The sequence below is a fragment of the Brasilonema sp. UFV-L1 genome (assembly GCF_012912105.1).
Lineage (GTDB): Bacteria > Cyanobacteriota > Cyanobacteriia > Cyanobacteriales > Nostocaceae > Brasilonema.
The window spans coordinates 1-20,763 of the sequence record NZ_QMEA01000117.1 but is presented as its reverse complement, the minus strand read 5'-3'; the positions used below and the strand labels follow the sequence as shown (position 1 = coordinate 20,763).

The following is a 20,763-nucleotide window of genomic DNA, read 5'->3' as shown; positions in this document are numbered from 1 at the left end:
CATCTCATCGCTCCCCTTCGGGTGAGCGAGAGGCTTCTGCTGCTTAAGCTAAAGTTTTAAATCTACCGCCCGATTACTCATTGGTTGTTGACGCGACTGTTGATTTTGTTGGGTAGGTTGAGCAAAATTCTTACTAGATAAAACTGCGAGCGCACGGGCGTATTGGGGATCACTCTGAGTTCCTTGCAAATCTGGATTCTCTGCGAGCTGACGCTTTTGTGCATCGCTTAAGTCTAACTTGATATCGGGCGCAATCCCCTTGTGGTTAATATCTGTGCCCTTGGGAGTGTAATAATGAGCTATGGTAACAGCTACGCCTGAACCATCCGCGAGTTCATGAACTGATTGTACTAGGGCTTTACCAAAGGTTTGACTGCCAACAACCACGGCTCGGTTGTTATCTTTGAGTGCGCCTGTGAGGATTTCGCTAGCACTCGCTGAATTGCCATCCACTAGTATTGCCAGAGGGCGTTTTGTGATCGCAGTATGATTTGCTTTCATTTCGTCACTGCCTCCCACACGATCCACAGTCTTGACGATCGCACCATTATCCATCCACATACGGGCAATTTCAATGCTCGATTGCAACAAACCCCCTGGGTTACCACGCAGATCCAAAACAAAGCCATCAACTTGCTTGGCATTCAAATCGCGGATGGCTCGTCGCATTTGAGTTGAAGCATGGGCACTGAACTCGCGCAGGCGGATGTAGCCAATGCGGCGATCGCCTTCTTGCCTCAAGTTATAACGCACTGTTGGGACTTCAATACTTGCCCGTGTCAAATTCACATCAAAAGGATTCTGCCCTTCTCTTCCTAGCCGCAAAGTTAACTTCGTTCCTGCTCTTCCACGAATCAGCTTTGAAGCATCTTCCACTTTCATTTGGCTTGTAGGCTTGCCATCAATTGCTAAAATATAGTCCCCAGGTTTAATACCGGCTTTCAGTGCAGGAGAATTTTCTATAGCTTCGATAATGGTGAGCTTTTGCGTTTGCTCATTCAATGCCATCCGAACACCAATTCCAGAGACTTCCCCAGATGTTTGGCTGGTTAAAGCTTCATACTGTTTGGGATCCATGAATCGAGTATAAGGATCTCCCAACTTTTCTAATGCTTGACGGATAGCAGTGTATGCTTCTTCACGGTTCGTATAGTCTTTACTGAGCAAACTCTGCCTCACTGCTAGCCAATCTTGTTTATTAAATGAGCCATCAACATATTCACGATTTACGAGTTGCCAGACATTGTCGATCACTGCTTTTGGGCTATCTTGGAGAGCTGCACGCACGGAGCGACACCAAACTGGGGCAAAAGCAGACAATGTAGCAGTTGAGGCGATTGCTCCGCTAAGAAAAGCGAGTTGGAGCAGCGAGTGACGTTTCGCAGATCGATTCATGTATATTAATTGGAATAATCGTATTGTTGACAGTGTAGCAATCCGACTTTGCTGGGATTTATAAGTTATTGTTCTCAATTATGCTTTTTTCATCATTTTTCCTTGATGTCTCTTGACAATACTGCATATTGTTCAAACGGTTTCTTTACTCTAGCTTACTTCTCCCGTGAGTTGAGTGCCACTATACAACCGTTTCATCAGCAGTCCCATGAAATCAGTGAGAATTGCTTATAAAGTAGCACTGGCTTTGGCTTAACTGGTGTTGTCAAGTCTACAGCAAGCTTGTATCGAGTACCTCAGGAAACCTAAAGTGACAAACCGACGACCTCATTCAGCGTCAGAACAATTGCACAGAAGGTGGCAATTTCTACGAAGACTTGCTTTTGGACTGTGTTTTGTGTTGCTGCTCTCCTTTGTTGTTAACACTATCACCTTAATTTCTGCATCTTCCAAACAAGTAGATGCTTTTTTTGTACTTGGTGGTAGTATTAATCGGGAAATTCATGTGGCCAAGTTAGCACAACAGTACCCGCAAACCCCTATTTTAATTTCTCAAGGTTCTCTTGACCCTTGCATTTGGCTGATTTTTCAACGCCTAGCACCCCAGAGAATGCAAAACGTTTGGTTAGAAAAGTGTGCTGATTCTACGTTTGGTAATTTTTACTATTCCATCCCTATTTTACGCCATTGGGGAGTCCGCAAGGTGAAGCTGATTACTTCCCCAACACACTTCCCGCGAGCCAAGTGGATGGCACAAATTCTATTTGGTGTTCACGGTATTTGGATGGAACCAGAAATTGTTCAAGAGCAAGGTATTACGGGAAACCAGGAGTCTTGGCCCAAAACAGGACTAGATGTCACGCGTAGCTTGTTATGGGCAGGGTTAAGTCCTATTATTCAGCCAAAATGTTCCAGTGTCATCAGACTTGTACAGGTCAATATATTCTATTGGCAGCGTCGGGGTTTTCTATGTGAAAAATCAACTCAATGAAAGCAACCCGATATCCGCTGACTCCTGAACCGCCTAATTTAACGTAGACATAGCCCCCAGGCGCATGCGCAAAGCGCCCCTGCAAGGGGTATGCATAGCGTGTTCTCTAGACATAGCCGTGGCGGGAAGGGAAGGGACATGTTCTTTGTAGCGCGCGCCAAACGCCCATTGGACATGTAAGTCCTGCGGACAGGCTCCGCCAACGTATGACGTATACCTTAGCATATAGGAAGAAAAAAAGAAGATAAGTAATCTTAAACCATCGAAGGAAGTGATTTAAAGTATGACACTTTGTGTTACTCTGCTCTACCACGAATTCGCCAGAGTGAGAAAAAAGATTCTTATTCTTCATTTCTCACGCTCGCGAATGCATGAATTTTGAATTTCAACGTAGTGAGTTGGGCTTGTATCCTTATTTACCACTTCTCATTTCGACCCGAGGTAAGGCGTAGACAGGGGAAACGCTCCAGATCAGGAGCGTAGGCATAGCTGTGCTACTAAGTCAGGAGTTGCTGAGTTCTTTCTTCGGTCAGTGGTTTCTAAGTTAAAACAAAAAATGTCAGTCTTCTTCGAGCTCCTTCAATTCTTGGAAGAATAATGCGGATTGAGAAATTACCCTGAAATCTAATTTTTACTAACCATAACCCTGTATTGAAGCAAGGCATAAATCTTCTAATCATTGAGTAGGCACCCGTTATTCTCCGTAGTGCTAAGGGGTTAGAGTTACAGTCAGCCCCAGCGCTATGGTTCATGGGGGTTAGTTAAGCAAGCCAAGTCATTATTAGAACAAATCAGCAAATGGGCAAATTTAACGAAATCTAATATTTCCCGCCCGATGCGCTATCTACCATTAATGGGATGACACAAATTTAACTATTGACTAACTTCAGCAGAGTTGCGTAGTCGCATGAGTTGGCGTCTCATTTGCGGTGATGCTTTTAACTCAGAAACTTCTTGAGCCTTAACATTTGCTTGTAAGGTTTCTAAAAAGTCATCAGAACCTTCAGTTAAAGCGTCTAGCAGAACCTGCAAAAGTTGGTCGCGATCGCCCAACAGACTTTTTTCTTCTATCAACCGAAATTTCAGATGAATTTCGCACTCATAAACACCTACATCTACAGTATTTACTTGCCGTGGTAATGCTTCAAAGTTCATAGCCTTTAGACTTCCTTGTACTAAGAGGTAATTTGGGTACTCCGCTATTTTTCAAGCAAGAATTCTTTAAACTTTTTTGATTTACAAAGTGTCTGAATTAACAATGCTTGCTTATCAATAAACGACGTTATTGCATTTTACTCTCCTATCTATCCTACAGGTTTGATTTTCACTGTCTTGTGTCTCAGTTTTCTGCAATAGGTATGGTTCAAGTAAACCATAACTATTATTCAGTTTTTACGATTTTATGCAATAAAGTTTCTGTAAGAACTTGTTCAACCTTTTTAAAGCTTTCTACATCAACTTTATCTCAACGTCAATAAGAGTTTGAGTTGTTACTTAATGTCTAGTGGTAATACGTAAGTGAATCCGCTGATTATTTTCTATTTAATGATAGCCAGACTTTGCTGTACCATAATTACGTAAAATTACTAAATGTACGATTTTTTCATTTGAAGATAGGAGACTAAAATGACCAAAATAATTAGGGGTAAGATTTTTGTTCTTGACGATAACATAGACACAGATCAAATTATTCCAGCCGAATATCTCACCTTAGTTCCTTCTAAAGCAGATGAATACGAAAAGCTTGGAAGTTATGCTTTAGCTGGTTTACCCGACCGTTACGGCAAATTTATCCTTCCTGGCGAAATAAAAACAATTTACCCGATCATTGTGGCAGGAGAAAACTTTGGCTGCGGTTCATCACGTGAACATGCCCCGATTGCCTTAGGTGCAAGTGGGGTTCAAGCAGTCATAGCTCAGTCTTATGCCCGCATCTTTTTCCGCAATTGTGCTGCGACAGGAGAGCTTTATCCTTGGGAGTCACAACAAAGGTTATGTGACAAATTTGAGACTGGTCATGAAGTATCAATAAATTTTGAAAGCAATCAATTAATGAATCACACTCTTGGTGAGATATACAACCTCAAACCTTTGGGAGAAGTCGGACCAGTGATTGATGCCGGCGGTATCTTTGCTTATGCTCGTCAGACAGGCATGATTTCTGCCCGCTAGGAATTCCGTTTACAATGATAGAGAGCGCGACGAAACCCAAATAAAAACTGCTTATGGATAACCCGATGCTGCTTAAATCCACAACCCGGCATATAAGAATTTTTGCCGCCGAAATAGACCGGGACGGAGAACTGGTTCCCAGTAGTCAGGTTTTAACCCTAGATATTGACCCAGACAACGAATTCAACTGGAATGAAGATGCTTTGCAACAGGTTTATCGCAAGTTTGATGAACTGGTAGAAGCATACAGTGGCGCAGACCTGACAGACTATAACTTACGCCGCATTGGCTCAGACTTGGAGCATTTTCTGCGATCGCTGTTGCAAAAAGGCGAAGTCAGTTACAATCTCTCTGGACGCGTCACGAATTACAGCATGGGGCTACCCCAAGTTGCACCTAACGCATGATGCTTGAGACGCAAGCAAACAGTACAACTCAATGGTGTGCCTCACCTTTACGCGTTGCGCGTCCTTAATACTGTCAACCCTGTCTTTCCAGAACAGGGTTTCTCGAATTGGAAATAGGGAGCAAAGTTACTTAGGGACTTTGTGCAGTAGGACGCCTTGCAGCACTCGTTCTAGCCCACGATTCATGATTGGCGTACAAAGTTTCTGTTTTGTTCTTTGAGAAATCTGTGACTAAAAATTTAAGCCAGCAAAGTGCTGATTTCGAATCAGGGAGATAAGAAGGTCTATTTTTCCTCACTCCTCGTCAGAGATTGTTAAGTTTTGTACTATTTTGTTTATTTTTACCATTTTGATGGTCAAGAAAATTGCTTCGTCTCGCTACTGCCACAAAAAAGCTACAAGTAAAGATTAGGCGCAACAAGTGTGTAAAGAATAGTAAACTTGACTAAAACCCTCTTCCTTTTTGACTTCTGCCTTGTCTCAACGATAAATATTTACGCCGATTGACTCATTTAAACCACATCAGACCGGCATTGCCTTATGGATTTGGTTAGCAAAAAACGGCAGCAGAAAGCCGCTAATAAACTAGTTGCTGACTGCTAACCGTTCAATATCTACCACCAAACTCTATTTCCTTCTTCGTCTACTCGTGCTTGTCGAATGGTATCAGATATTTCTTCTGCATCTTTGACATGGTGAAGAGCCTTTTTTTCACCATTTGGCTCATCAACCACGAAATAAGTCGGAACTTGAATGTGGTCACCTGTAATATCTGGAGAATCAACAGCGAGTTGTTGCTCCTTATCTTCAACTGTTTGTGATTCTTCAGAAATGACGTCACCAGGGTTCACTGCACGATGAATATCTTTTTGTTCGTTATTTTCCATGAGTCTTTCACCCGTTCTTAAATGTATAAAAGTGGTGCGATTAATCACTTCGGAGTAATAAGTGCTGAGTGCTGAGGAGCCACTGCCGCAGGAGGGAATTTAGTCCGTTGCGGTGAGGCAGTGAGTGCTTTTGTAGCAGGTTTCCCGGCATCAGGCACGGTTCGTAGACATCCCGCAGGCATACCCAAAGGGTGAGACTGGGGCTACAGGACTGGTTTTTAACGCCAGTTACCTGCGACAGGAAAAAAGTGTTTGTGTCACTCATCACTTACAACTCGTTACTCATGACTTCTTTTGTAAAGTAGAGTGCATCGTTAAGACTGAATAGTAGTTTGCAAACTCTGCTCTGACTTACCTCTTAGTCTTAACTAAAGTTAATTAACTCCCACTTATACATAAGTTAGGGAAAAACTTAACTGATCTCCTCTTTCTGATGGAATAAGTTCTTTGAAGAAGAGTATAGAGTGTAAAGTAATCTTACACTATACTTTACACTCCACGATAAAATACATCACTACTATAAGAATAAAATCAAATGGAAAAACTTGTAATTTAAGACACAGCTTTTTGGAAAGAAAGTCCGGAAAAACGGAGGTGATGAAGCTTTCACAAAGTTATACAGGTAAAGGTATGAAATTTTGGTAAAGTACGCTTTTGTTGCAATCTTTGTTGTTTTAAGACAGAACTGCAATCATCCTAGAACTGTATAACTACGTTACATTACCTTTTCATGTGTAGTAGATTTCAGCTTGCAATCACAATTTCCTTTAATTGGTCAACAGAAAATCGAGAAAAATAACCTTTGTGGTTTGTTTTGGGCTTCACGATCAATTTGGGAATGCTGTATGTTGATAAATAAACAAGAGAAATGGCTGTATGCCTTATCCAGTTAGAGTATCTTTTTGTAAATCCAATGTGTTGCGTTGCGTACCAGCCCAAAGATATCTATTTTTATCATTAAGCAAATTTTTCGAAACTCTTAGCATCTTAAGTTTCGTTCACAAGTTAAAATCATGATCCAAAATTGGATATATCAGATATGAGCGGTCAACAGTGCCGCTAGCCAATGCTGTTGAAAAAAATGCCAATCTGCTGATCGGTGCGAAGACTATGGAAAATGATGCGGCAACGCTCTACTGCCCAAATGAACTTTGTCAAGCTCCAAACCCTCTGACACACAAATTTTGTCAACGATGTTCCACACCCCTACCCAAACGATTTCTCTGGGCAGTGGCAGACGGACAGAGCGTGGCTAATGCTGGAGAATTATTAGCCGACCGCTATTTAGTTATCAACAAGGCACTTGTTTTAGATACCAAGCCTGGTCTATTACCTCAAACGCCAGACGGTGAACATTTACAGGCAATCAGACCTTATTTGCGACTCTTTCCCTTCCGCTTGCACGTACCGCAGGTGTATGGAGTGCTACCTGTGAGTGATGGCACTTCTAACAAAGAAATCTTACTTTTAGAAAAACCTCCGCTTTCTGTGCTAGACAGTACAGATCCCTTGCAAGTGCAGGTTGCTTGCGAGTTTACTACAGCTTGGCGTAACGCAACATCAATGCGCCAATTGAATTTACTGTGGCAGATAGCTCATCTTTGGCAACCTCTGACGAGTGAGGGGGTAGCTTCCAGCTTACTGAACCCAGAATTCGTCAGGGTAGAAGGGTCGTTAGTACGTTTATTGGAATTGCGTCATGACAATCAAACTTCTCCTAATTTACCGCAACTTGGCGAATTTTGGCAGCAGTTACAGCCACAAGCCAATGGAGCGATCGCCGAATTTTTGCGTGAAATTTGTCGTTGTCTGATTGCCGGCGAAATACACTCTGGTGAACAACTCGTTGCCATTATAGACAGAGGGTTGGCAGAATTAGGGCGAACCCAAACACCTATCATCAAAATTGCCACAAAGAGCGATACCGGACCTTGCCGTCAACGTAATGAAGATGCTTGTTACCCTCCTAGTGGCAGCGTGATCAGCAAACCACCCCAGCCGACAGCCATAGCTATTGTTTGTGATGGCATTGGTGGACATGAGGGAGGCAATGTGGCATCAAATTTAGCCATTGAAACTATTCAAAAGCAGCTGTATGACTTGACGAAATTGCCCTCTGACCGCATAGACTCCGCTTTTGTAGTTGCGAATCTAGAAACGGCAGCAGCAGCAGCAAATGACATCATTAGCCAGCGCAACGACGACGAACATAGGCAGGGACGTCAACGCATGGGCACAACTTTAGTGATGGCATTGCCAATTGTTCACGAAATGTACATTACTCACGTAGGTGATAGTCGTGCTTACTGGATGACACGCTCTGGTTGCTATCAAGTCACCTTAGATGATGATGTTGCTTCGCGTGAGGTACGGTTGGGCTATGCCACTTACCGGGATGCCATGCAACAAGGAGCTTCCGGCTCTTTGGTACAGGCATTAGGCATGAGTGCCAGCAATTCATTGCATCCGACATCACAACGCTTTCTTCTCGACGAAGATTGCGTTTTTCTTCTGTGTTCTGATGGTTTGAGCGACTTTGACCGTGTAGAGCAATATTGGGAAACAGAAATTTTACCGATTATTACTGAAAATTTTGACATAGCAAAAGTAACAGATAAATTAGTCGAAATAGCGAATACTCAAAATGGACACGATAATGTTACGATTGCCATAGTACACTGTCAAGTTAAATACTCAGAGCCAAAATCAACTCTTAAAGCTGCTCTTGCTGACCTCTCTACACTACCAAAAGCTTCTCACACTCAGATAAGAACCAGACAGGGTTCATTGGGTTTTAGCCAAAATCAGAAAACTCACGTTATCTCAACAAGCAAATCCCCCAAAGGTGTAAAACTACCACTGCAATTGATTGTGATTCCGTTGCTATTCGTTGTCGTCAGCCTTTTGTTGGGATACCTGTGGCATCAAGGGTTGCTTCCGATCAAGAAATTAACGAATTCTTCACCAAGAATCATTCCCTCGGAGGGGATACCATTGGTAGCACCACCTATCAAAAGTGGTTCTCAGGATGGTTCGGACAAATCTGCTGCAAATGCAGCACAAGTGATTCAGACGACGAGCGAAATCGAATTCATCAAAACAACCTCGCCCCCAACCGGAGTGATTGCTCCAAAAGGTAGTGTTTTGCAAATTCTTTCCAGGTCAGAGAAAATAGAGAAAGACAGTTGGATATATCTGCGAGTCTGCTCTATTGGGCAAGCAAGTCCATCAAACTCACAATCAACTTCTTCCACCGCAAACAAACCTGTAGTCAGCCTAGGAGATGAAGTCAAAATTTTATCCTCTAAATTCAAATCATTGAAAGTTCCCAAAGCGAAACCCGAAGTTGTAAGCCAATGTCAGCCATCAAAACAGACTTCTATTTCTTCTCCTGCAGTGAAAGAATCAGCACCTGAGTCAAAGCCAAAGTCTGTCCCCCCACAGTAAGGTATTAAAATAGGTGACGCCCGTTCGCCGAACAGCAGCACTTCGTCAAAAACTCGATAAACTGGTAGAAGCCTGAAATTGTACAGGTGATATAACTTTAAACAAAAAACTCGAAAGGCAAAAATTCTGTCTTTTCAAATTGTTATTTGAATTTATTTGATTCTACCTCTTAGATTAACCAAAATTAACGAATCCATGCCATCCCTTAACCTGGCGATCGCCCGTCTCGTCAACACCGGCAATGACAGTTTCGCCATTTGGGTGGTGAAAGCTCCCTATCCCAGTGGCAATGTTCTGCGTGACTGTGTATGGCTTCCACATCTTACTCAAGCTTGGCAAGAGTGGCAGCAAATGTTTGCTGGTCACAGCCGCTTGGATATTTCCCCAGGAGCAAAGCCTAACCCAACAAATCCTTTCCCTGTGGATTTTGCAGCACCAACCTCTGGTCAACCAACCAGTTACACTGCTCGTTTAATGCAATATTTGGGAATTAGCCTGTGGGGTTGGATATTTGACGGACAAATTCTCAATAGCTTTGAACGCAGTCGTGGGATTGCTATGGGTCAGCATACGCGTTTGCGCGTGCAGTTGGAAATTCGTGACCCGAATCTAATTGCCCTGCCTTGGGAAATTATGCAGCGCGAACCTGGTCAATCTTCGATTTCTCTGTCGCAACACATACTCTTTAGTCGTACTACAAGTGAAGTCGAACCACTACCATCTTTACGCTCAGAACAAGCGTTAAACATACTGTTGGTTTTGGGTGAAGATAAACAGCGGCTGCAACTTGACGAAGAAGCCGATATGCTCAAACAAACTCTTTCTAATGGCTCTGTTATGGCTAGCAGTTACAGTGGGTACGCACCCTGTATGGTACACACACTTTTGCAACCAACTCCAGAGGAGTTGATTCAACAGCTAGAAACTAAGGCATACAACGTCTTATTTTACACCGGTCACGGTCTGCAAGGACCAGACGGAGGTTTGTTATTTTTGCGACCGGGTATGACCCTCAATGGAATAGAATTAGCCCAAGTATTGACGAGTACAGGTGTGAAACTGGCAGTTTTCAATGCTTGTTGGGGAGCACAACCAGCTGCTGTTAATCACCAGGCTGTGCCTCATAGCAGTTTGGCAGAAGTGCTTATACGTCAAGGTTTACCTGCTGTTTTAGCAATGCGTGATGAAATCGCACCCCAAGAAAGCCACACTTTTATTAAAGCCTTTGCTGCTGCTTTGCGAAAGCGACTGCCAATTGATGAAGCTGTGGCAGAAGCAAGGCAACAACTGTTAATAGTTTACAGGTTCAATCAACCCGCTTGGACATTGCCGATTCTCTACTTACATCCAGACTACAATGGGGAACTGATAAGGAATTTTGATGAGGGGATTACAGAACTGCCAGAAACTTCTATTCCCGGAATCGGTTCTTTGCTTTCCAATGCTTGTTTGCGATCGCTCTCCCCTGGAGGCAAAACTTTGCAACTGCGACCAGGAGTTACGCGTATTGGGCGTACACCAGATAATGATATTGTCATTTCAGAGCCTTCGGTTTCAAAACGCCATGCTGAGATCTTATTTCGAAATACCTTAACAGGATCTTCCCCAGTCCGAACCTATTACCTGCAAGATTTATCCACCTACGGAACAACCTGGGTTTTACGAGCCAATACTTGGCAACAAATCCACCGTCAGGAAGTTCCGTTACAATCTGGCATGCAGTTAAAGTTTGGTAGTACAAAAAGTCAACCTTGGGAGTTCATTATTGATCAGTCCTCTGCCTAAGGATTGGAAGTACAGATTTTCCATACTTGAAACCCAGCAACATAAACTAGCACTTTTGAGTAGAACAGCATTCTTTTTGCGGAAATGACATTCAGGCAGCTGTAGCTGTCAATACTACTAAATAATCAATCAGGAGCGACAAATGACTCAGCGAATCAACGGTTCAAAAACTTCTCATTCCCTACGCGATCAAATCGATTTAGAACTTTTAGAAGCACTGCTTGAACCCGAAGATGCTACATATCCTTGGAATCTCGCAGATGAACAATCAGAGGACTATTTTGCACAATTAGAACAGCAGTTCCAGTTAGAGGATGTCCTTGATGAAGAACTAGCAGAACGTTCACAAGCTTTTTACAATCGCTTGGATACACTTTGGTACAACAATAATCTCAATTCCCAATACTACAAATGTAATACAAAGACGTCTGTTTTGTCGAATCTTCAAAAAAATTTACAAGCAAGTTTCGCCGCTAATGTTCCTCAAGATTGGATAGCAGCTATTGCCCAAAAAGCGACTGAGATTTTTCATTCAGGTCAATCAAAGGGTGAACAACTGGTTCAGTGTGTTCAATCTGTATTACCCAATTGGGAAACAGATGACCTTTTGGTCATGGCACGTCCATTTGCTTACGCTATGAGGAGCGGTACACCGCAAAACGTCAACTCTGTTGTAGAAAACGTAGACAATCGTGAGTGGACAAATCTATCTGAAATTGAGAAGGCAAAAGTGAGTTTAGCAGTTGCTTACCATGCGCTTGGTGAGCTTAAGAGTATTGAAGAAGAAGCCTAAGATTTGTTCCCTTTTTTCTGCTTTGCTCAAATCCAGAGAATAAGTTGCTTTGCCTGCAAGCAACAACTTTATTGCTTCTCTCAAAAAGCAGAGTTTTTCGGATCAGGGCACAAAATGTCCAACTAAATCTATCTATAGGTAGTTGCAAACAAAGCACATCAATGAGAAGCAAGATATAATAAGTAACTTGAGTGCAGCAACAGTAGCCGCTTGTGGACTGAAGAGTGAACTATAAATTAATCATCCGCTTTGTGCTCTACCTCATCATCATGTCGTTGCGCTCATTACTTAGGTCCAAGAAAACGGGTAGCGAAATTTTGTGAACGCGTTGGTGAAAGCGCCCTAGCTTTAAGAATAGCTGCCATTAAGAAGGCGTAAGACAAGACTCCAACAATGACCAGCAGCAAACTGTTAAAAAGTCCCGTTGCATTCCACAAAGCGTGTAGTCCGGCTGCTGTCAGATAACCAACTGGCAAAATTTGCCAACTTCTAGAGGGCTTGAGTACAGCCAAACCGATAAAATAGCCAAAATATCCACTGTAAGCCATGTGTCCGGCAACAGAGCCGAGAATTCGTGGGATCAGCAGTTGCAAACCCACAAGTTGACCAGTTTCTAAGCCCGATTGTGCTGAGATATTTTGAGTAATAGTTGGCACATATTGTCCCAAAGTTTCCAACAGGGTAAACCCCACAGCAGAAGCTGTTCCTAATAGAATACCATCGAGAGGTTCTGCAACGCCAATGCGTTCCCGCCAAGGTGATGGGACTACCTTCGCAATCAGAAACGCCAGCAGCAAAGGTATTGCCTTCAGTAATTCCTCCATCAAACCAGCGCCAAAAAACATGCGCACCAGCAACTCCGTTAAGGTAATGGGTTCTTGTTCTGAGGGTAAATTACCAGGCAACAAATCGCGAAACACAAAGATAAATAAATCCAAAACCGGAGTCAGTAAAATCACTGCCGTTGTCAATGCTGATGCACACAGTACCCACCAGGGCTTTGGTTTACCACACAACTGGTAAATAAAGTAGTAAGCAGCAAAAGCTATATAGATTGCGACTATGATTTGATTTGCTTGTTGACCGACCGTAGCAAACATAAGTACCACGAAGACAACTGTGAGAATTCCCGGTATCAGGTAAGCTTTACGAGTTAAATCTTTACCAGTAGAAATAATGGGAAACAACTGAGTGAAGCTTAGCGAATCTGCTGCTTTTGTAGGAGGTTGATAAAAAGTCGAGGTGGCTGCTGGGTAACTATTTGCTGGAGGAAGCGGTGTAGTTGCTGATGGGGTGATCGCAGTCGCTTGTAGCTCGTTTTGTTCATACTCAAAAACAAATTCCGGACCGTCATGACCGAGAGTGATCTGATCTCCGTTCATCAATTGCTGACAACCCTGCAACCGTTGTCCGTTCAAGTAAGTGCCATTGGCACTAGCCAGATCACAGATTAACCAACTAGATTCTGCATCTAGAGATGAAGTCAGGGGACGAACTGCTGCATGGCGACGAGATACCATGCGGTACAACATAGCATCCAACACAACTTGGCAGCTAGGGTCACGTCCAATAACGACCTCTTGGCTGGGAAGAAGCGAGTAGCGAGTTTCCACTTCCAAAGAAGTTGCATTACCAGACACTTGCCGCAGGATTGCATTCTGTCTTGCGTTTTTACCTGTCATCGAGTTACAGGGTGTTTATAAACAATATATTTATAGAATTGGCAGTAGGACTTAACCCTAGCCACAATAGCAAAATTGCTAAATCCACTATAGCTTCAGTCACCGCTTATCAATGAGAAATTAAAAAACTCAAAAGAAACATAGATTTCGACTCATTTTAAGTAGGCTTACTGTTGACATCTGACGCTATATAATATAGCGTTAACTACCTCATGCGTAAATGACTTTGAGTGCAAATTTATGTACTAAACAGCAGACATTTCCAGATGTTCAATTTTAGTACCTAGTATCTTGAGGAATTCTGCCAACCAACGGGGATGAGCAGGCCAAGCTGGTGCTGTAACTAAATTACCATCAACGACAACCTCGTCAGCCGGGACATTTACGTAGGCACCACCAGCACGCCACACCTCTGTGCTACAAGCAGGATAAGCAGTACAGTTCTTGCCTTGCAGGACATCAGCAGCAGCCAACAACTGCAAGCCGTGGCAAATCGCAGCAATCGGCTTATTTGCTTGGGCAAAGTGCGTGGTGATTTCTAGTACTTGCTTATTCAGGCGGATATATTCAGGCGCACGTCCTCCAGGAATCACCAAGGCATCATAGTCTTGTGCTTTGACTTCTACAAAAGAAGCATTCAGAGTGAAGTTGTGACCGGGTTTTTCACTGTAAGTTTGGTCACCTTCAAAATCGTGAACAGCAGTCCTAACTTTTTCTCCAGCTTTTTTGTCTGGACAAACTGCATGAACCGTATGTCCCACCATCTGCAAAGCTTGGAAGGGAACCATCACCTCGTAGTCTTCTACATAGTCTCCTACGAGCATCAAAATTTTTTTAGTAGCCATTTTTTTAGTCATTAGTCATTGAGTTTATATTAATTTATATTTGAGAGTATTAGGTGTAAGATTGTAAAATTATCCTTAATAAATATCAGATTTGATTGTGTAAATTGCTACTTCAATACGTTCGTTTGAAAAAATGTAACCTATCCTCAAAATTTCAGAATGACTGAATAAAGAACGAGCTAGCCCCTTCGGAGGCGCACTCAAAGGACGCGCCGCTACGCAAAAAAAAATCAGAATTCAGTAGTCAGAAGAATTAATAGTAAAAAGAGTACAAGGCCCGGACCGCCACGCACAGCGAAGGGCTTGCACTCTATTGATTTACGGAGATGTGTTCTGTGTTCTGCGTTCTTCTTAATCATCAAAACAAATGAAATTCCTTCAAAGCTTTGGGAAAATTTTGATTTTCATGACTGGGACGACTCAGTTTAATTAAAGCAAAACGTTGCAGAGGAGTTAATTCTGCCCACTGTTGAGATGAAAGCATAACACCAAATTCTCTCGCTTTTTCCTGAAGATTTGTTGGTACATTCTTAGCATCTAACCACGCGGGATTTGGTTCAATTAGTAACTCGGCAGCTGGTGTACCAGTGCGTTCTAGAATCAGGTTATGGAGATATTTTCTGTATGATTGAATTTCGGCTTCTGTAGAGCAAGGTAATTCAACCAAAGTTTCACGCTCAAGTTTCGTCAAATGACTCCAATCAGATAATTTTAACTTAATCCCAGAGGTATCAAGTTTTTGGCGTACCTGCATAGGAATACAACGCAGGGAGTCAACAAAATCTGCTTCAAATTCAAAGAAATTAGGCATATCTTAATTAATGCTGTTGTTTAAGAATAAGCAAGTAACAATAACTCATTCAACTTGCAGAAGATGTTTTTTGAGATAGCCTCTATAGGCTATCTTGTTTAAAGCCTCTGTAGATTAACACTCAGAATGTAAAAGTTGGTAATTATCAACAGTTAACTCAAGGGTAACTGGCACAATTTGTACTGCACAAGCTTTTAATTCTGGTTGTAGAGAATCAGGGCAAGATTCTGGATGAGTTAGAGCGTTAGCTTCAGCATTATCTGCCCAAAGTACACCCCAATGCATAGGGACAAACACTGTACCAGGGGCGATCGCCTTTGTAACTTTTGCTGGGAACCGCGCTTTTCCTCGACGCGATCGCACTTCCACCCATTGGTTATCTACAATCCCTAAGTGTGCAGCATCACGAGGATGAATCTCAACAAACGGTTCGGGATGCATTTGGCGAGTTTTTTCAATCCGACCAGTACGAGTTTGGGTGTGCCAATGCCCATAAAGTCGCCCATTTGTCAAGACAAAAGGATAATTCGGATCTGGTGGTTCCGCCAATCCTCGCGAGTGATACGCTCCAAAACGAGCGCGTCCATCAGGGGTGTGAAAGCGGAGGTTCGTGTAAAGGCGTTTGGGTGATGGGCGCAAAAAAGAATTACTTTCTCTGCCCATCACCCTCCAACCCCACTCCGTGGGGACCCCTAGCCCCCCATCATCCCATCTCCCCATCTCTTTCCCGTGGGGCCATTGTGTTGGACCTTCCGTACGTAATTGCTCGTGACATAAACCTGTCATATCGCAAGGGCGATCGCCTGTCAGTTTGACAAACTCAGCGTAAACTTCGGCAGAATTAGCAAAGGTAAATTTATTATTATAACCTAATCTGCGACCTACTTCTGCAAAAATTTCCCAATCTGCTTTGGCTTCACCAGGCGGTTGGCGGAATGCTGGACACAGCGTTACTGTTCGTTCAGAATTCGTCATCACGCCGGTTTTTTCACTCCACTGTGCAGCTGGGAGCAGGATGTGAGCGTAAGCAGCAGTTTCTGTTGGGTAGTAGGCATCTTGGTAAATAGTAAAGGGCGATCGCAACAATGCTTTCTTAGTTCGCTCCAAATCCGGCATACTCACAGCAGGATTGGTAGCAGCAATCCACAATAACCCCACACTACCATTTTCCAACCCAACAATCATGTCCCAAGCCGTCATACCAGGATTGGGAGAAATCTGTCCTGACTTTAGTCCCCAAAACTCCTCAACTTCTGCGCGGTGCTGAGGATTTTTCACCACTCGATAACCGGGTAACAAGTGGGACAAACCTCCAGCTTCCCGTCCTCCCATTGCGTTCGGTTGACCCGTGAGCGAAAATGGTCCTGCTCCTGGTTTGCCAATTTGTCCAGTCATCAGGTGCAGATTAATAATAGTTCTCACCTTAGCCGTCCCTTCAGAGGATTGATTCACACCCATCGACCACAAGGACAACACTCGATGAGATTGACCCCAGTAGCGTGCTGCTGTTTCTAAATCTTCAATGCTGATTCCACATTGACGAGCAACTACATCTGGAGGATAGTGGCGAATCACCTCAGCATATGCGGGAAAGTTACTAGTGCAGTCGTCGATAAACCCGGTATCTATGTAGTTCCAGCGCATCAATAAGTGAGCGATACCATTTAACAAGTCGATATCTGTACCAGGACGAATAGCTAAATGTAAGTCAGCAGCTTCTGCGGTTGGTGTGCGACGGGGATCAACCACAATCATTTTGACTTTGCGATTCTTTTTATGATACTTTTCTAGTCTGTTGAAAATAATTGGGTGACACTCAGCCGTATTTGTCCCAATTAAAAATGCACAGTCAGTTAACTCCAAATCTTCATAACAGCATGGGGGACCATCTGAACCAAAACTTTGAATGTATCCAGCCACAGCACTGGACATACACAAGCGCGAGTTAGCATCAAAATTATTAGTACCCAGACACCCTTTTAAAAGTTTCTGAGCTGTGTAGTAGTCTTCAGTTTGAAACTGACCAGAACCATACATACATATGGCTTCTGGTCCTTGAGTGAAGCGCACAGTTTGAATGCGCTTGGTAATGATATCAAAAGCTTCGTCCCAGCTAACGCGCCGAAACTCCTGATCTAGGGAATCTCGTACCATTGGGTAGTGCAGTCTGTTTTTGTCTAAAGACTCCGCGATCGTTGCGCCTTTAACACAAATCATTCCTTGACTGGATGGGTGCGTTTTGTCGCCTCGCACCCGCCAAATCGGATTTCCGTGACTATCTCGATGAGTCGCTTTGCCTAGTTGTGCTGGTGGAGAAACTTCCAGTCCACAGCCAACACCACAGTATGGACATAAGGTTTTGGTAAATTCAGTCATGGTAATTGCACCATGTTGATAAATTGTTTAAATGTTTAGTTTGTCAAAGATACATTCCAGCAATTTGCTGTGTTTTCAAACTTTTTCTATTCCGTTGACAGCACTTAGAAAATTCTCCAAAGACTGATTGATAATATCTCAGTTTATAGTGACTCAACTTTGCTTAATTTGGTTTACCTTTTTTTCGGTACACTTTCGTAAAAGTATTTCTACTCAATTAAATATGAATCAATACAAAAAAAATGTTCTTCGTGATACATATCTTTCTTTGAAAGTGATTTTTTTGATAGAGTTTTCTTATGTAAATTATGGAAAATTATTAAATTCCTTAAAAACCTGAGTTCTTGGAAACAAAACCACAGATAAACACAGATATTTTCTCTGTGTTTATCTGCGTTTATAAATACTCTTAAGCCAGATTTTTGTAAGATATCAATTCTTTCATCTTATTTCTCAGCTAGAATACCAGAACTGTGGTGATTCACTGGAGTTTGTGTTTCTGGTGCTTCACCTTCATAAGCAGCAGCAAAAGAACCCTTTGGTTCTTTTAGGAAGAAAGCACACAGAAAAGCGCAGACCATAGCAGCTATACCCATTGTGGTAAACAGTGTTGGTGCATCAGTTAAGCTGAAAATTGTGAGATAAACAACGCCTCCAAAGTTACCGTAAGCTCCCACATTACCTGCAATTTGTCCTGTAGCTTCTTTCTTGATGAGAGGTACAATACCGTAGGTTGCACCACAGCCAGCTTGAGCGAAGTAAGCGGCAAACATCGTAACAGCAATTGCAACTGGAAGCGCCCAACTGTTGTTAATATAATGTGCCATTAAGTAGCTAACACCAATGCCAGCAGAGATAATTGTCATCGTCCATTTACGGGAGCCAAACTTATCAGAAATTAAACCTCCACTGGGACGAGAAACTAAGTTTAAAAAAGGATAAGTTGCGGCAATCATTCCAGCGACGACATGCTCTAAACCAAAAGTTTTTTCAAAAAATGCAGGTAGCATAGAAACAGCAGCAAGTTCGGAACCAAAGTTAGTTACGTAAGTGAATTCGAGTAAAGCGACTTGACTAAATTGATAGCGTTCTGAGGGAGCGTAGGTTTTCTTGCCAATCAGAAGTTCTTTGTTAACCTGCCAAGCTTTGTATGTTTGGTAAGCAAATAATCCTGCTAACACTAACCAAACCAGGTACATTTGGCTTAGGGTTAAAAAGTGAATGTTCTTTTGTTCCAGACGCCAAGCTAATAAACCCAAGGCGAAAATCAAACCAAAATTTGAGAGAATCATTGCCCAGAAGCTTTTAACACTAGTGACTTCTAAAGCACCATTTTTCTTTGGTTTTTTATAAACTTTGCCGGCAGGTGTATCTTGGACACTGTTGTAATAAATGACGCTATAGATAGCGGCGATGATACCGGTGAGGGCGATCGCAAACCGCCAATTAGAAGCGCCACCAGTCAGAAAGCTAGCAACAACTGCAATTGTAGGTAGGGCAAATTCTGCCCCAAAAGCACCAAAGTTACCCCAACCGCCGTAAATACCTTGGGCTATTCCAATCTCCTTTGGTGGGAACCATTCCGACACCATCCGAATACCCACGACAAAGCCAGCGCCAACAATTCCCATCAGCAAGCGACTGATGACAAGATGGTTAAAATTCTGCGACAGCGCTGTTGCAAAACAGGGAACAGCAGCAAACATCAATAGCATTGAGTAGGTGATTCTAGGACCAAAACGGTCTAGAAGCATACCAATAATGATTCGTGCAGGAATTGTTAGAGCAAGATTGCAGATACCCAAGGTTTTAACTTGCTCTGGTGCTAAATATAACTGCTTACCAATAGTTGTCGCAAAAGGAGCAAAGTTAAACCAACAAACAAAGGTGAGGAAAAAGGCAAACCAAGTCTGGTGCAGAATGCGATAGCGACCCTTAAATGAAAACAATCCTTTGAGCATTGAGCTTTACCGAGTAGAAAACAGAAAAATTGCACAGGGAATCTCAGCAGCAATATGACAATTGCCCCAAGCTGAGAAACACTTAAGTGACTTAAGTTTTCGTGATGACTGTCCTTAGTTCCTAGTCATTTATAACACTTAACGATTAAGAATAAATGACGAGGTTAAGAAAAAATTTGCACATTGGACGCATAGTTAGTTTTAAACTGTGGCTGGTTCTCGTAAGCGTGCGCCGAAATGTGAAATCAGTAGTTCTCGTAAGACTGGTAGTAAGTCTTCGCAAGGGATACCTTTGGTGACACAAGTTCCCAGTTGCGCTTCCTTGCCAACTTTGCCGCCCATGTAAATGTCAACCCCTTCTACGGCTTTACCATTTTTACGAGTTTTGGTTCCCATCAAGCCAATGTCTGCAACTTGGGGCTGTCCGCAGGAGTTGGGACATCCTGTCCAGTGAATTCGTACAGGACGAATGAGTTCTAACTCTGCTTCCAACGCTTTTATGGTTGCTAAAGCGCGGTTTTTCGTTTCAATGAGGGCAAAGTTACAAAATTGTGCGCCTGTGCAAGAAACGAGCGATCGCATCAGCACAGCGGGGTTAATAGTAAACTTTTCAAGTACAGGTTCTGTTAAAAAAGTTTCCAGCACTGAATCAGCAATATTAGGGATAATCAAGTTTTGTTCAACTGTGAGGCGGATTTCACCGCTGCCGTAAACTTCAGCCAGACGTGCCATTTCAAACATATCCTCGGCGTACAACCGACCGACAGAAACGTGCAATCCTACATAGTTCAATCCTGATTGCTTTTGTTTGTATACCCCAACATGGTCACGTTTTTCCCAATCAATTTCATCTCGTGCTGCTGCGCTGATCAATGACTTACCAAATCGCTTCTCAACTTCTGCACGGAATTTTTCTAAACCCCATTCATCAATTAACCACATCAGGCGGGCTTTTTGCCGATTTGCGCGTAAACCATTGTCGCGAAAAACTTCCAAAACAGCTCTACACAAAGCGACGACATCCTCTGGAGGAACCCAAACATTCAAGGGAACAGCCGCCTCACAGCGCTTAGGAGAAAAGAATCCACCGACAAGGACATTGAAGCCGAATATTTTTTGTGAAGTCGCTTCGTTGATGGGGTGGTAGGGTGGTGGGGCAATGGGGAGAGAACTTCCTCCAATCTCCCCATCTCCCAATCTCCCTATTGCCC

Annotated in this window: 14 protein-coding genes and 1 pseudogene; 6 read left to right on the top strand and 9 right to left on the bottom strand. The window is 42.9% G+C overall.

Annotation, left to right across the window (positions count from 1 at the left end):
* Window positions 1-48: 48 nt before the first annotated feature.
* Entirely contained in the window at window positions 49-1,395 is a 1,347-nt protein-coding gene (gene ctpB, locus DP117_RS25875; protein ID WP_169221089.1) for a carboxyl-terminal processing protease CtpB, read from the bottom strand.
* Window positions 1,396-1,705: 310 nt separating this feature from the next.
* Between ctpB and DP117_RS25870 the strand changes: the two genes are divergently transcribed.
* Window positions 1,706-2,386 (top strand): YdcF family protein, encoded by a 681-nt coding sequence (locus DP117_RS25870; protein ID WP_169221088.1) that lies wholly within the window; start codon window positions 1,706-1,708, stop codon window positions 2,384-2,386.
* Window positions 2,387-3,259: 873 nt separating this feature from the next.
* Here DP117_RS25870 and DP117_RS25865 read toward each other — a convergent pair.
* Window positions 3,260-3,541, bottom strand: a complete 282-nt coding sequence (locus DP117_RS25865) for an Npun_R1517 family heterocyst differentiation transcriptional regulator (RefSeq protein WP_169221087.1) — start codon at window positions 3,539-3,541, stop codon at window positions 3,260-3,262.
* A gap of 471 nt (window positions 3,542-4,012) precedes the next feature.
* Between DP117_RS25865 and DP117_RS25860 the strand changes: the two genes are divergently transcribed.
* Together DP117_RS25860 and DP117_RS25855 are read left to right on the top strand one after the other, a co-directional pair.
* The gene (locus DP117_RS25860; protein WP_169221086.1) at window positions 4,013-4,558 is read left to right on the top strand and encodes a 3-isopropylmalate dehydratase; all 546 of its coding nucleotides are present in this window, start codon (window positions 4,013-4,015) and stop codon (window positions 4,556-4,558) included.
* A 53-nt stretch (window positions 4,559-4,611) separates the two neighbouring features.
* Window positions 4,612-4,965, top strand: coding sequence for an NAD(P)H-quinone oxidoreductase subunit M (locus DP117_RS25855; RefSeq protein WP_169221085.1), 354 nt, complete (start codon window positions 4,612-4,614; stop codon window positions 4,963-4,965).
* A 614-nt stretch (window positions 4,966-5,579) separates the two neighbouring features.
* Here the strand turns inward: DP117_RS25855 and DP117_RS25850 are convergent.
* A complete protein-coding gene (locus tag DP117_RS25850) occupies window positions 5,580-5,852 on the bottom strand; it encodes a hypothetical protein (RefSeq protein ID WP_169221084.1) in 273 nt (90 codons plus the stop codon).
* 1,110 nt (window positions 5,853-6,962) lie between these two features.
* On the opposite strand from DP117_RS25850, the gene DP117_RS25845 reads away from it, so the two are divergent.
* The 3 genes from DP117_RS25845 (at window position 6,963) to DP117_RS25835 (ending at window position 11,877) form a co-directional block, all read left to right on the top strand.
* Window positions 6,963-9,299 (top strand): protein phosphatase 2C domain-containing protein, encoded by a 2,337-nt coding sequence (locus DP117_RS25845; protein WP_169221090.1) that lies wholly within the window; start codon window positions 6,963-6,965, stop codon window positions 9,297-9,299.
* 195 nt (window positions 9,300-9,494) lie between these two features.
* Window positions 9,495-11,084, top strand: a complete 1,590-nt coding sequence (locus tag DP117_RS25840) for a CHAT domain-containing protein (RefSeq protein WP_169221083.1) — start codon at window positions 9,495-9,497, stop codon at window positions 11,082-11,084.
* Between the two features lie 142 nt (window positions 11,085-11,226).
* The gene (locus tag DP117_RS25835; RefSeq protein WP_169221082.1) at window positions 11,227-11,877 is read left to right on the top strand and encodes a hypothetical protein; all 651 of its coding nucleotides are present in this window, start codon (window positions 11,227-11,229) and stop codon (window positions 11,875-11,877) included.
* Between the two features lie 284 nt (window positions 11,878-12,161).
* On the opposite strand, the gene DP117_RS25830 is transcribed toward DP117_RS25835, so the two are convergent.
* From DP117_RS25830 to nirA, 6 genes and pseudogenes are all read right to left on the bottom strand, one after another.
* Window positions 12,162-13,559, bottom strand: a complete 1,398-nt coding sequence (locus tag DP117_RS25830; RefSeq protein WP_169221081.1) for a PrsW family glutamic-type intramembrane protease — start codon at window positions 13,557-13,559, stop codon at window positions 12,162-12,164.
* 245 nt (window positions 13,560-13,804) lie between these two features.
* Window positions 13,805-14,404: a DJ-1/PfpI family protein gene (locus DP117_RS25825; RefSeq protein ID WP_169221080.1), complete on the bottom strand. Its 600-nt coding sequence runs from the start codon at window positions 14,402-14,404 to the stop codon at window positions 13,805-13,807.
* Window positions 14,405-14,762: 358 nt separating this feature from the next.
* Window positions 14,763-15,215 carry a nitrate reductase associated protein gene (locus tag DP117_RS25820; protein WP_169221079.1) on the bottom strand — a complete coding sequence of 151 codons (453 nt, stop codon included), beginning with the start codon at window positions 15,213-15,215 and terminating at the stop codon, window positions 14,763-14,765.
* Between the two features lie 114 nt (window positions 15,216-15,329).
* Window positions 15,330-17,591, bottom strand: a complete 2,262-nt coding sequence (locus DP117_RS25815; protein WP_169221078.1) for a nitrate reductase — start codon at window positions 17,589-17,591, stop codon at window positions 15,330-15,332.
* Between the two features lie 446 nt (window positions 17,592-18,037).
* Window positions 18,038-19,552, bottom strand: coding sequence for a NarK family nitrate/nitrite MFS transporter (locus DP117_RS25810; protein ID WP_169221077.1), 1,515 nt, complete (start codon window positions 19,550-19,552; stop codon window positions 18,038-18,040).
* A gap of 201 nt (window positions 19,553-19,753) precedes the next feature.
* A pseudogene (nirA, locus tag DP117_RS25805) lies at window positions 19,754-20,763 on the bottom strand (ferredoxin--nitrite reductase); the annotation flags it as partial.